Origin of the sequence: Micromonospora sp. NPDC005553 (assembly GCF_042871765.1) — a bacterium.
Lineage (GTDB): Bacteria > Actinomycetota > Actinomycetes > Mycobacteriales > Micromonosporaceae > Micromonospora.
The window spans coordinates 22,322-35,000 of the sequence record NZ_JBIAJD010000009.1 but is presented as its reverse complement, the minus strand read 5'-3'; the positions used below and the strand labels follow the sequence as shown (position 1 = coordinate 35,000).

Genomic DNA, 12,679 nt, shown 5'->3' with positions numbered 1-12,679 from the left:
GAGCCCCGCCGACCTGCGCTGAGCCTGAGCCCCGCCGACCTGCGCTGACTCGCACGCCGGTCAGCCGACGATGGCGTCCGACGGTGGAGTGAACTGACGGGTCGGGGTGCCCTTCAAACCGTCGCGTAGGGTCTCCGAAACCGCCTTGATCGGGATCTGGGACTGCCCGTCACCGACCGCGTTGAACGGGTTGTCCGGGTCGGAGATGAAGCTCGCCGCAGCCAACTCCGGGGTGTAGCCCACGAACCAGGCCGACCGGGTGCTGTCGGTCGTACCGGTCTTGCCGGCCACCGGGCGTCCGACGGTGCCCCGCACGCTGTCGGCGGTGGACCAGCCGCCGCAGCTGCCGCGCGCCGGGGTGTCGCCGGTCGGGCAGCGGGCCGCGTCGGTGGCCGCCCGTGCCGCGTCCGCGCTGACCACCTGCCGGCAGCGCGGCTTGGCCACCTCACGGTGCAGACCACCCGCTGTGGCGTACGTGGCGGGCGTGCCGTCCCGGTTCATGATCGCTTGCACGGGGATGGCCTCGCAGTAGCGGCCGTCGGCAGCGATGGCGGCGTACGCGTTCGCCATCTCCAGCGGGGTGGCGTCGGAGACGCCCAGGGTGAACGCACCCCACTTCTTCGCCTTGTCCGGGGACGCGTGGTCCCGGTCGACGTCGGTGCGCCACCGCAGCCCGAGCTGTTCGGCCAACCTGACCGCCCGGTCCGCGCCGACCTTCTCCTCCAGCCAGACGAAGTACGTGTTCACCGACTTGCCGAAGCCGGACCACATGGTCTGCTGACCAGACATGGCGCCGCTGGCGTTGGAGGGCGCCCAGCCGTCGTAGACCTCGGAGCGGTAGCGGTATGGGGCGTTGAACGAGGTGGAGAGGGTCATGCCCGAGTCGAGCGCGGCTAGCATCGGGAACATCTTGAACGTCGATCCGGCCTGGTAACCGGCCAGGTCACCGCCGCCGAGCAGCGGTGCCACAGTGTTCGGATAGTTGGCCTTCACGTTCGGCCCGGCCTCCGGGTTGGAGCTCTGCGGGTTCTCGGCCAGGTCCAGCGAGTACGTCCGGTTCACCGCCATGGCCTTCACCCGCCCGGTGCCCGGCTCGGAGACCACGATTCCGTTGGCGAACGGGCTGCCGGTGGCCTCCTTGGTGCCGACGTTCTTCTCCGCGGCCTCCTGGATCTTCGGGTCGATGCTGAGCACGATGCGGTAGCCGCCCCGGCGCAGGTTGTCCATCCGTTCCAGCCGGTTCGCCCCGAACGCGGGCTGGGCGCTCCACCAGTTCTTCAGGTAGTCGCAGGCGAAGCCCCAGCTGTTGTACTTTTCCGCCACCGCGGCGCAGTCGTGCGGTGGGGTGGTCAGCTTGAGCCGGATCGGTTCGGACTTGGCGGCGGTGGCCGAGTCGGGGGAGAGGTAGCCGAGTTGGCTCATCCGGTCCAGCACGTAGTTGCGCCGCCCGGTGGCCTCCTTCTGGTCGGAGTCGGCCGGGTCGTACTCCGAGGGGGACTTGACCAGTCCGGCGAGGGTGGCGGCCTCGACCGGGGTGAGGTCCTTCGGGGTCTTGGAGAAGAAGATCTCGCTGGCGGCGTAGATGCCGTACGCGCGGTGCCCGAAGTACGCCGAGTTCAGGTAGCGCTCCATGATTTCTTCCTTGCTGATCTCCTTCTCCAGGTCCAGCGCCATCCGCATTTCCTTGACCTTGCGCAGGCTGGTCTGCTGGGTGGCTTCCTGGACCTCCTTGGGCGTGGTCGCGCTGTCCCGTAGGGCCATCCGGACGTACTGCATGGTCAGTGTCGAGGCGCCCTGGGAGCCGCCGGAGCGGGCGTTGGAGACGAAGGCCCGGGCCACGCCCTTCGGGTCGACGCCGTGGTGCTGGTAGAAGCGGGAGTCCTCGGCGGCGATGATCGCCTGCTGAATGTTCGGCGACATGTCCGACAGCTTCGTGTACTGCCGGTACTCCTCGTAGAACATCGTCAGCACGGTCTTGCCGTCCGGGCCGTAGACGTACGAGGTCTCGGCGGGCAGGGCGGTCTTCAGCACCCGGGTCTTCTGGTCCACGGCGTGCGCGGTGGCCTTCGCGCCGAGCCCGGTGAGGGCGACGACCGGGTAGGCGACGGCGGCGATCACGATTCCGGCGATCAGCCCGGCGCGGAGGAGAGGGACGAGACGACCAGCGGCAGCAAGGGGTCGGTTGCTCACCTGGTCAAGTTATGACATTTCCGATTCGTACATGAGAAGAACTCTTAAACCGGCGAGTGGTGACGCGGCTTACCCCGAGATCGGCTGTCCCACCGGCCACCTTCCCGGCAGGATCGCGGACATGTCTGATCAGCCGAGTGCTGTCGCCCCACCCGCCGGGGTCGAGCCGGACCTCGCCCACCACGGCGACGCGGAGGCGACCGCCGGCCTGATCGACCTCGCCGTCAACGTCCGTCGGGCGCGACCGCCCGCCTGGCTGGCCGACCCGATCGCCGCGACCCTGACCGACCTGGCCCGCTATCCGGACCCGGCGCCGGCCCGGGCGGCGGTCGCCGCCCGACACCGCCGTCACCCGAACGAGGTGCTGCTCACCGCCGGCGCCGCCGAGGGGTTCGTGCTGATCGCCCAGGCGCTGCGCGGCGTGCGTCGCCCCGTGGTGGTGCACCCTCAGTTCACCGAGCCGGAGGCGGCGCTGCGGGCCGCCGGACACCCGGTCGAGCGGGTGCTGCTCGACGCCGCCGACGACTTCCGGCTCGACCCGTCCCGGGTGCCTGCCGACGCCGACCTCGTGATGATCGGCAACCCGACGAACCCGACCTCGGTGCTGCACCCCGCCCAGGCGGTGGCCGCGCTGGCCCGCCCCGGCCGGGTGCTGGTGGTCGACGAGGCGTTCGCCGACACCACCATCACCTCAGGGCACCCCGGCGAACCGGAGTCGCTGGCCGAACGCCGCGACCTGCCCGGGCTGCTCGTGGTGCGCAGCCTCACCAAGACGTGGGGCCTGGCCGGGCTGCGGATCGGCTACCTGCTCGGCGCGCCGGAGCTGCTGTCCCGGCTGGCCGCCGTCCAACCGCTCTGGGCCGTCAGCACACCCGCGCTGGCGGCCGCGTCGGCCTGCGCCAGCGCCGTCGCGGTCCAGGCCGAACGCGCGATCGCCGCCGACCTCGCCGCCAACCGCGAGCACCTGGTCGCGCGCCTCGCCGAACTGCCCGGTGTACGCGTCGTCGGCCGTCCCGCCAGCGCGTTCGTCCTGCTGCACCTGCCGGGCGCGACAGCGACCCGGGCCGCCCTTCGCGAGCGCGGCTGGGCGGTACGCCGAGGCGACACGTTCCCCGGTCTCGGCCCCGACTGGCTGCGGGTGGCCGTACGCGACCGAAACACCACCGACGAGTTCATCGACGTGCTGCGCGAGACCATGGAGGCATGATGCTGGAGACCACTATCGCGGCGATCCGCCCGGCGGACGAAGCGGCAATGGCCGCCGCCCGGGCGCTGCACGGCCGGCTGACCAAGCCGGCGGGCTCGCTGGGCGCGCTGGAGGAGCTTTCGGTACGCCTCGCCGGCCTGGCCGGAGTCTGCCCACCACCGCTGCCCGAGCCGGCCGCAGTGGCGATCTTCGCGGGCGACCACGGGGTGCACGCCCAGGGGGTCAGCCCCTGGCCACAGGAGGTCACCGCGCAGATGATCGGCAACTTCCTGGCCGGTGGAGCGGTGGTCAACGCGTTCGCCAGGCAGGCCGGCGCCTCGGTCACCGTGGTCGACGTCGGCGTGGCCACCCCGCTGCCCACCGATCCGGCCGTGCTCGACCCGGCCGCCGACCCGGTCGTGCTCGACCCGGCCGTGCCTCGGCTGGTTGTCTCATCCGTCCGCCGGGGCACCAACGACCTCACAGTGACGGCCGCGCTGACCCGGGACGAGGCGCTGGCGGCGGTGCGGACCGGCATCCGGATCGCCGACGAACTGATCGACGCCGGTGCCGGCATCCTGCTCACCGGGGACATGGGCATCGGCAACACGACCCCGGCCGCCGTGCTGATCGCCGCGTTCACCGGCGCCGACCCACTCGACACCACCGGTCGGGGCACCGGGGTCGACGACCCGACGTACGCGCGCAAGGTGGCTGTGGTGCGGGCCGCGCTGGCCCGGCACACCCCCGACCCGGCCGACCCGCTGGGGGTGCTGGCCGCCGTCGGTGGTCTGGAGCACGCCGCCCTGGCCGGGCTGATCCTCGGAGCCGCAGCGCGCCGCACACCGGTGCTGCTGGACGGTGTGATCGCGGTCTCGGCCGCGCTCGCCGCCGCCGCGTTCGCCCCGGACGCGGTCTGCGCCATGGTCGCCGGCCACCGCTCGGCCGAGCCCGGCGCCACTGTCGCGTTGCGCCACCTCGGCCTCGACCCGCTGATCGACCTGGGGCTGCGCCTCGGTGAGGGTACCGGCGCGCTGCTGGCGTTGCCCGTGGTCACCGGCGCGGTCCGGGTGCTGCACGAGGTGGCCACCTTCGACTCCGCAGGGGTGGCCGAGAAGTGAGCACGCGCCGCGAACGAGCCGTCCGCCTCGGTGGTGCGGCGTGACCTCCAATCCGTACCCCCTGGGTTTGCGGCTGCACGGGCGGCGGGTGGTCGTGGTGGGTGGCGGCGCGGTCGCCACCCGGCGCGTACCCGCGCTGCTGGACGCCGGCGCGGACGTCCTGCTGGTGGCCCCGGAGCTGACTCCGGCGCTGCGCGCCCGGGCCGACGCGGGTCGGCTGCACTGGGTGCCGCGCCGGTTCGTGCCCGAGGACCTGGACGGTGCCTGGCTGGTCCAGGTCGCTGTCGACGACCCGATGGCGGCGGCTTCGGTGAGCGCCGTCGCCGCCGAGCGGCGGATCTTCTGCGTCCGGGCCGACGACCGGACGGCCGCCACCGCCTGGACACCGGCCGTGACCCGGCACGGCCCGGTCACCGTGGCGGTGCTCGGCGGCGGCGACCCGCACCGGGCGATGACCGTCCGCGACGCCGTCCGCGACCTTCTGGCGGTCCGCTTGGCGCCCGCCGCTGCCGCCGCTGCGCCGCCTGGCGGGCTCGGTGCCGCTGCTGCGCCGTCTGGCCAGGCCGGTGCTGCCGCTGCGCCGTCTGGCGGGCTCGGTGCCGGTGTGACCGAGGCCGGTGTGACGGGCGGGCGGCAGGTCGGGCGGGTGGCGCTGGTCGGGGCGGGGCCGGGGGACCCGGAGCTGATCACCGTGAAGGGCTGGCGGCTGCTCACCGAGGCCGACGTGGTGGTCGCCGACCGGCTGGTGCCCGGACTGCTCCTGGACGAGCTGCGCCCGGACGTCGAACTGGTGGACGCCTCGAAGATCCCCTACGGCCCGTCCCGGGCCCAGGAGGAGATCAACCAGATCCTGGTCGACCGGGCCCTGGCCGGCGCGTTCGTGGTGCGGCTCAAAGGCGGTGACCCGTACGTCTTCGGGCGCGGCGGCGAGGAGTTGTTGGCCTGCGCTGCCGCCGGTGTCCCGGTGACAGTGGTGCCCGGGGTGACCAGCTCGATCGCCGCCCCGGCCGCGGCTGGAATCCCGGTCACCCATCGGGGCGTGGCGCACGAGTTCACTGTCGTCTCCGGACACCTGGCACCCGACGCACCGGCTTCGCTGGTGCGCTGGGACGCCCTCGCCGGTCTGCACGGCACCCTGGTGATCCTGATGGGGCTGAAGAACCTCGCCGCCATCACGGCCACCCTGATCGCCCACGGTCGGTCGCCGCAGACCCCCGCCGCCGTTGTTCAGGAAGCCACGACGGGCACCCAGCGGGTGCTGCGGTCGACGCTCGACGCGGTGGCCGCCGACGTGCTCACGGCCGAGGTACGGCCGCCCGCCGTCGTCGTGGTGGGCGACGTGGTCAACACCCTCGACGGCTGAGGGAGTCGCTGCATCCCGCCGGGAGCCGGGAGCCGGAAGCCGGGACAGACGACGGGCCGGAGCAGCGCTGCTCCGGCCCGTCGTGGTCTCTCCTTCGACTACTGCTTGAGCATGTTGTCCAGCAGCAGGGCGCAGCGGATCAGACCGAGGTGGCTGTACGCCTGCGGGTGGTTGCCCAGGCCGCGTTCGGCGAGCGGGTCGTACTGCTCGGGAAGCAGCCCGGTCGGGCCGGCGGTCAGCACCATCTGCGCGAACAGCTCCTCGGCGTCGGTGCGGCGGCCGGTGCGTAGGTACGCCTCGATCAGCCACGCCGTGCAGATGTGGAAGCCGCCCTCACGGCCGGGCAGGCCGTCGTCCCAGTGGTAGCGGTAGACGACCGGGCCGCTGCGCAGGTCCGCCTCGATCCGTAGGACGGTGGACAGGAAGCGCGGGTCGTCGCCCGGGAGCAGGCCGGAGAGGCCGATCCAGAGAGACGATGCGTCCATGTCCTCGTCCCCGTACGCGACGCTGTACGCCTCGACGTCGGAGTGCCAGCCGTGCTCCAGCACGTTCGCGCCGATCCGGTCGCGCAGGTCCTTCCACTCGGGCCGGTCCTCGCCGCCGTGCTCGCGCATCACATGCAGCGCCCGGTCGACTGTCATCCAGCACATCACCTTGGAGAAGACGTGGTGCCGGGGTGGCAGCCGGGCCTCCCAGATGCCGTGGTCGGGCTCGTGCCAGCGGCGGCGGACCGCCTCGACCATGTTCTCCAGGACCCGCCACTCGTCGTCGCGGACCGAACCGCGAGCGTCGGCGACGGCCGCGATCAGGTCGGCGATCGGGCCGAAGACGTCCAGCTGCAACTGGTGGTTGGCGAGGTTGCCGACCCGGACCGGCCGGGAACCGGCGTACCCGGGCAGCGTGTCGATGACCGCTTCGGCACCCAGCTCGTAGCCGTCGATCGTGTAGAGCGGGTGCAGCCGCTCCGGGTGCCCACCGGTGCGCTCGATGCAGCCGTCCACCCAGCGCAGGAACGCCTCGGCCTCCTCGATGGAGCCCAGGTCGACGAGCGAGCGGGCGGTCAGCGCCGCGTCGCGCAGCCAGCAGTAGCGGTAGTCCCAGTTGCGGACGCCGCCCAGCTCCTCGGGGAGCGAGGTGGTTGCCGCGGCCAGGATCGAGCCGGTGGCCTCGTGGCAGAGCCCGCGCAGGGTGAGGGCGCTGCGCGCGACCAGCTCGCGGGAGGTGGACGGCAACCGCAGCGAGGCAACCCAGTCCTTCCAGGGCTGCTCGGCCGCGGCCTGCCGCTCGTGGATCGGCACCCGGTGGTGCTCCAGGCTGTGCGTGCCGAAGCGCAGCTCCAGCACCACCTGCCCACCGGCGGCGGAGAGGTCGACGGTTGCCTTGGCGGTCTCGTACCCTCCGTCGTTGCCGACCTCCCACTGCACGCCGGGGGCGTAGAGCGCGACCGGTTCGTTCGAGCCGAGCACCAGCAGGCCGTCGCCGAGCGGCTGCAACTGGACGGCCACCTGGCCGAACTCCGGCCTCGGCGCGAACTCGACAGTGGCCTTGCCACTGCCGGTCAGCACCCGGACCAGGGTCGAGTCGCCGGTGAGGACCGCCGGGCTGTCGCCGGGGGTGGTCTCCCGGGCCGGCTTGTCCAGCCAGTCGGTGACGGTGAGCCCGGACCACCGGGTCTCCACCGTCATCGTGCCGGAGCGGTAGCGCTGGCCCAGCGGGATGCCCCCACGTTCCGGGGCGACGCTGAAGTGACCGGCCGGGCTGCCACCCACCAGGTCGGCGAAGATCGCCGCCGAATCCGGCTTGGGGTGACAGAGCCAGCTCACCTTGGCCTCGGGGGTGAGCAGAGCGACGGTACGACCGTTGGCCAGCATGGAGTGCCGTTCGATCGGCACCGCCCGCTCACCGAACAGCCAGTGCCGCCGGGTCTCCAGCAGCAGGGCCAGCGCGCGGGCGGCCTCCAGCGGGTCGGCCACCCGGTAGCTGGCCTCGGTGTCGCCGGGGCCGATCTTGATGCCGAGGTCGGGACCGTGCAGGTGCGCGAACCCGTTCTCGTCGGTGATGTCGTCGCCGATGAACAGCACCGCGCTGGAGGCGAGCTGGGTCCGCAACTGGTCGAGTGCGGTGCCCTTGTGGGTGGCCACCACGGAGAGTTCGATGACCTCCTTGCCCTGGGTCACCGTGACGCCGTCGAAGGTGGCCGGACCGTTGCGGACCGCCTCGATGGCGGCGGCGGCGATCTGCGGGTCGACCCCACGGGTGTGCATCGCGACGCTCGCCGGTTTGCGTTCCAGCCGGATGCCCGGGTGCTGGGCGGCGATCTCACGCAGCGCGTTGCGGACCTGGGTCCGTACGGCGACCAGCTCGGGGGAGAGCCGCTCGACGAAGCCGATGTCGAACTCGGAGCCGTGACTGCCGACGAGGTGCACCTCGCTGGGCAGCCGCGAGAGGGCGGCCAGGTCGCGCAGCGCCCGGCCGGAGACCACCGCCACTGTGGTCTGCGGCAGCGCGGCGAGCGCGCGGACCGCGGCCACTGACTCGGGCAGTGGAACGGCAGTGCTCGGGTCCTCCACGATCGGCGCCAGTGTGCCGTCGTAGTCGCAGGCGACAAGGAGTTGGGGGACCCGGGCTATCCGGCCGATGGCGGAGCGCAACTCAGGGTCCATGACCCCGGTGGCGACTGCCGCCCCATCGTTGAGGGACGTGTTCACTCGGCCTCCGCCTCGGGAACTCCGAGTTCCGAGAGGAAAGACTTGGCCCAGTGGCCCACGTCGTGGGTACGCAGGTGACGTTGCATTGTCCGCATCCGGCGGCGCGCCTCGGTTTTCTCCACGTGCACTGCCCGGAGGAGGGCGTCCTTGACCGCGTCCGGGTCGTGCGGGTTACACAAAAATGCCTGGCGAAGCTCCGTGGCGGCGCCGGCGAACTCACTGAGTACGAGCGCGCCACCCTGGTCGGCACGTGATGCTACGTATTCCTTCGCCACGAGGTTCATTCCGTCTCGCAGCGGGGTCACCATCATCACGTCGGCAGCAACGTACATCGCCGCCAGCTCACTGCGACTGTACGACTGATGGAGGTAATGAACCGCCGGCACGCCGACCCTGCCGAACTCGCCGTTGATCCGGCCGACCTCGCGCTCGACCTTCACCCGTAGTGCCTGGTAGTGCTCCACGCGCTCGCGGCTGGGTGTGGCGACCTGAACCATGACCGCGTCGGGAACTGTCAACTTTCCGTCAGCCAGCAGTTCCCGGAAGGCCTTGAGCCGCAACTCGATGCCCTTGGTGTAATCCAGCCGGTCCACGCCCAGGATTATCGTCTTCGGGTCGCCCAGCTCGGCGCGAATCTGCTTGGCCCGGGCCTGGATCGCCGGGTCGGCGGCCATCCGCTCCATCTCCTGGGTGTCGATCGAGATGGGGAAGGCGCCCGCCTTCACCTGCCGACCGTCGACCTGGATCATCTGCCCCTCGTAGCGCAGCCCGAGCAGGTGCCGGGCCAGCCGGACGAAGTTCTGCGCGGCCAGCCGCTGCTGGAAACCGACCAGGTCGGCGCCGAGCAGACCGCGCAGGATCTCGGTGCGGAACGGCATCTGCATGAACAGCTCGATCGGCGGGAACGGGATGTGCAGGAAGAACCCGATCCGCAGGTCCGGGCGGAGCTCACGGAGCATCGCCGGCACCAACTGGAGCTGGTAGTCCTGCACCCAGACCGTCGCACCCTCGGCCGCCACGTCGGCTGCGGCCTCCGCGAACCGGGCGTTGACCAGGCGGTACGCCTCCCGCCACCGGCGCTTGTAGGCCGGCGTCTCCACCGCGTCGTGGTAGAGCGGCCAGATCGTCGCGTTGGACTGGCCCTCGTAGTACCGCTCCAACTCCTCGGCGCTGAGCGGGACCGGGTGCAGCCGGATCCCCTCCAGGTCGAACGGCTCGGGAGCCGCGCCGGTGCCACCGGCCCAGCCGACCCAGGTGCCCTTGTGCTCGGCGAGTACGGGGTGCAGCGCGGTGACCAGCCCGCCAGGGCTGCGTCGCCACTGCCGGCCCTCGGGTGTGCTCACCTCGTCGACCGGCAGACGGTTCGCCACTACGACAAAGGAGCTACGGACGGTCACGATCGGCCACCTCCGGGTACTGACGGGTCCACCGCGATGAGCGTACTGAGCGTAGCTGCGGCGTCTTGTGCCTAGTGCCGGAGTCTCCTACCCGCCTCGGTGCGACCGAACCCTAAAGGTGATCTTGTCGACAAGCGCGCTGGTCAGAGGTCGATTATCGGCCATTCCTTGGGCAGCACCTCACCCAGTAGTTCCCGCCGATCCGTCATGATCGGCACGAGGGGGTGGGCGGCGGCGTCCATCGCCAACTGGGCCAGGTCCGTGTGCCCGGCCATTCGGCGTGACCATCCGCCGAGGAGTGAGCACATGTTCGGCTCGACCGGGGTTACCTGGATGTGCGGCAACGCGGCGAGCACTTCGAGCATCTCCCACTGACCGGGAGTGGCCTCCTGGTGCGCTCGGACGAGGCAGAGTGCCGGCACCATCACGTTCACGCCATGGTCGGCGGCCTCCGCGATGCGGTGACCGATATCCCGTTCCGCGGACGAATAGGCAAGCAGGGCTGTCGCATCCAGCGCCAGGCCGTAGGCCGTCACCGGCTGGCTCGCAGTCGGGCCGCCATGACCTCTGCCTGGAGCTGGGCCGCCTGTTCGCGCAGTTCGGGGGTGATGTTCGCCCGCAACTGCTCCATCTCGGCGTGTACCCGTGCCACATCCTCGTCGGTGATTTCGAAACCAACCTGACGGAGGATCTCCCGCGTCCTCTCCCCGGCCACCCGCCGTCGCAGCGACTCCGCGACGTAGGCGGAGGCATTCGGCTCCTCGGTCAGCCTTTCCGCAAGATCGTCGGGCAGGCTGATGGTGATCTTCTTGGTCATACCGAAACCGTAATTTGCCTTACCGGCTCTGGCAAGGAGGCGCGCTCGCGTACTCCTGAGGCGGGGTGATGTGGGCGAAGCGCGCCGTACCTGTCAGGATTGACGATGGCGTGCGCGCGGCCGGCTCCCGGCCGGCGGCGGCGGGCGGTCCTCGCAGCCCGCGCCGCGCCGCCGATCAGCGACAGCAACCGACGGAGGTAGCCCGCACCGTGGCCCAGTACATCTACGTCCTGGAAAAGGCGCGCAAGGCGCACGGCGACAAGGTCGTGCTCGACAACGTCACGTTGAGCTTCCTGCCGGGAGCCAAGATCGGTGTGCTCGGTCCGAACGGCGCCGGTAAGTCCAGCCTCCTCAAGATCATGGCAGGGCTGGACAAGCCGAGCAACGGCGAGGCCCGACTCATGCCCGGCTACACCGTCGGCATGCTCGCCCAGGAGCCCCCGCTCAACGAGGCCAAGACCGTGCTCGGCAACGTCGAGGAGGCGGTCGCCGAGACCAAGGCCAAGCTGGAGCGGTTCAACAAGATCGCCGAGCAGATGGCCACCGACTACTCCGACGAGCTGATGGAGGAGATGGGCAAGCTCCAGGAGGAGCTCGACCACCTCGACGCCTGGGACGTCGACTCCAAGCTCGAACTGGCGATGGACGCGCTGCGCTGCCCGCCGCCGGACGCCGACGTGACCCAGCTCTCCGGTGGTGAGCGTCGCCGGGTGGCGCTCTGCAAGCTGCTGCTGGAGGCGCCCGACCTGCTGCTGCTCGACGAGCCCACCAACCACCTGGACGCGGAGAGCGTCTCCTGGCTGGAGCAGCACCTGGCGAAGTACGCCGGCACCGTCATGGCGATCACCCACGACCGGTACTTCCTCGACAAGGTGGCCGGCTGGATCCTGGAGCTGGACCGTGGCCGGGCCATCGGCTACGAGGGCAACTACTCCACCTACCTGGAGAAGAAGGCCGCCCGGCTCGCCATCGAGGGGCGCCGCGACGCCAAGATGAAGAAGCGCCTCACCGAGGAACTGGAGTGGGTCCGCTCCAACGCCAAGGCCCGCCAGACCAAGTCCAAGGCCCGCCTGGACCGGTACGACGAGATGGCCACCGAGGCGGAGAAGACCCGCAAGCTCGACTTCGAGGAGATCCAGATCCCGCCGGGCCCGCGCCTGGGCAGCACTGTGATCGAGGCGAACAAGCTCAGCAAGGGCTTCGGCGACCGGCTGCTGATCGACAACCTGTCGTTCTCGCTGCCGCGCAACGGCATCGTCGGCATCATCGGCCCCAACGGCGTCGGCAAGACCACGCTGTTCAAGACCATCGTCGGGCTGGAGGAGCCGACCGGCGGCGAGGTCCGGGTCGGCCCCACCGTTTCGCTGTCGTACGTCGACCAGAACCGTGAGGGCCTCGACGGCGACAAGACCGTCTGGGAGGTCGTCTCCGACGGGCTGGACTACCTGATGGTGGGCAAGGTCGAGATGCCGTCGCGGGCGTACATCGCCGCGTTCGGCTTCAAGGGCCCGGACCAGCAGAAGCCGACCAAGGTGCTCTCCGGCGGCGAGCGCAACCGGCTCAACCTGGCGCTGACCCTGAAGATCGGCGGCAACGTCATCCTGCTCGACGAGCCGACGAACGACCTGGACGTGGAGACGCTGTCCAGCCTGGAGAACGCCCTGCTGGAGTTCCCCGGCTGCGCCGTGGTCATCTCCCACGACCGGATGTTCCTGGACCGCGTCGCCACGCACATCCTGGCCTGGGAGGGCGACGACCAGGACCCGTCAAAGTGGTTCTGGTTCGAGGGCAACTTCGAGGCGTACGAGAAGAACAAGATCGACCGCCTCGGAGCGGAGGCCGCCCGGCCGCACCGGGTGACCTACCGCAAGCTGACCCGCGACTGACCGGCCGAAAA

At 70.9% G+C, this 12,679-nt stretch carries 9 protein-coding genes; 4 read left to right on the top strand and 5 right to left on the bottom strand.

Annotated elements, in window-relative coordinates; translation table 11 throughout:
• Positions 1-60: 60 nt before the first annotated feature.
• Entirely contained in the window at positions 61-2,190 is a 2,130-nt protein-coding gene (locus ACFYPG_RS29900; protein WP_355008923.1) for a transglycosylase domain-containing protein, read from the bottom strand.
• A gap of 121 nt (positions 2,191-2,311) precedes the next feature.
• Between ACFYPG_RS29900 and cobC the strand changes: the two genes are divergently transcribed.
• Genes cobC through cobA form a run of 3 tightly spaced genes read left to right on the top strand, consistent with a single transcriptional unit; the run spans position 2,312 to position 5,860 of the window.
• Positions 2,312-3,397: an Rv2231c family pyridoxal phosphate-dependent protein CobC gene (gene cobC / locus ACFYPG_RS29895; RefSeq protein WP_387354581.1), complete on the top strand. Its 1,086-nt coding sequence runs from the start codon at positions 2,312-2,314 to the stop codon at positions 3,395-3,397.
• Positions 3,397-4,497, top strand: a complete 1,101-nt coding sequence (gene cobT / locus ACFYPG_RS29890) for a nicotinate-nucleotide--dimethylbenzimidazole phosphoribosyltransferase (RefSeq protein WP_355008921.1) — start codon at positions 3,397-3,399, stop codon at positions 4,495-4,497. Before cobC ends, cobT begins: the two co-directional genes overlap by 1 nt.
• A 40-nt stretch (positions 4,498-4,537) precedes the next feature.
• Positions 4,538-5,860 carry a uroporphyrinogen-III C-methyltransferase gene (cobA, locus tag ACFYPG_RS29885; protein WP_387354580.1) on the top strand — a complete coding sequence of 441 codons (1,323 nt, stop codon included), beginning with the start codon at positions 4,538-4,540 and terminating at the stop codon, positions 5,858-5,860.
• Between the two features lie 98 nt (positions 5,861-5,958).
• On the opposite strand, the gene otsB is transcribed toward cobA, so the two are convergent.
• The 4 genes from otsB to ACFYPG_RS29865 all read right to left on the bottom strand — a co-directional run bounded on the left by otsB (position 5,959) and on the right by ACFYPG_RS29865 (position 10,782).
• Positions 5,959-8,523 carry a trehalose-phosphatase gene (otsB, locus tag ACFYPG_RS29880; RefSeq protein ID WP_387354630.1) on the bottom strand — a complete coding sequence of 855 codons (2,565 nt, stop codon included), beginning with the start codon at positions 8,521-8,523 and terminating at the stop codon, positions 5,959-5,961.
• A gap of 41 nt (positions 8,524-8,564) precedes the next feature.
• Complete coding sequence (locus ACFYPG_RS29875; RefSeq protein WP_030333449.1) at positions 8,565-9,965, bottom strand: trehalose-6-phosphate synthase; 1,401 nt, start codon at positions 9,963-9,965, stop codon at positions 8,565-8,567.
• A 143-nt stretch (positions 9,966-10,108) separates the two neighbouring features.
• On the bottom strand, positions 10,109-10,501 hold the full coding sequence (locus tag ACFYPG_RS29870; RefSeq protein ID WP_387354579.1) for a hypothetical protein: 393 nt from the start codon (positions 10,499-10,501) through the stop codon (positions 10,109-10,111).
• On the bottom strand, positions 10,498-10,782 hold the full coding sequence (locus tag ACFYPG_RS29865) for a hypothetical protein (RefSeq protein ID WP_387354578.1): 285 nt from the start codon (positions 10,780-10,782) through the stop codon (positions 10,498-10,500). The genes ACFYPG_RS29870 and ACFYPG_RS29865 overlap by 4 nt, the downstream gene beginning before the upstream one ends.
• A gap of 209 nt (positions 10,783-10,991) precedes the next feature.
• Between ACFYPG_RS29865 and ettA the strand changes: the two genes are divergently transcribed.
• Positions 10,992-12,668, top strand: coding sequence for an energy-dependent translational throttle protein EttA (gene ettA / locus ACFYPG_RS29860; protein WP_355008917.1), 1,677 nt, complete (start codon positions 10,992-10,994; stop codon positions 12,666-12,668).
• Positions 12,669-12,679: the final 11 nt, after the last annotated feature.

What these genes read in the sequence shown, in the direction of transcription:
- cobC (WP_387354581.1), top strand. Translation starts at nt 2,312, where the DNA reads ATGTCTGATCAGCCGAGTGCTGTCGCCCCACCCGCCGGGGTCGAGCCG.
- cobT (WP_355008921.1), top strand. Translation starts at nt 3,397, where the DNA reads ATGCTGGAGACCACTATCGCGGCGATCCGCCCGGCGGACGAAGCGGCA.
- otsB (WP_387354630.1), bottom strand. Translation starts at nt 8,523, where the DNA reads ATGGACCCTGAGTTGCGCTCCGCCATCGGCCGGATAGCCCGGGTCCCC.
- ACFYPG_RS29865 (WP_387354578.1), bottom strand. Translation starts at nt 10,782, where the DNA reads ATGACCAAGAAGATCACCATCAGCCTGCCCGACGATCTTGCGGAAAGG.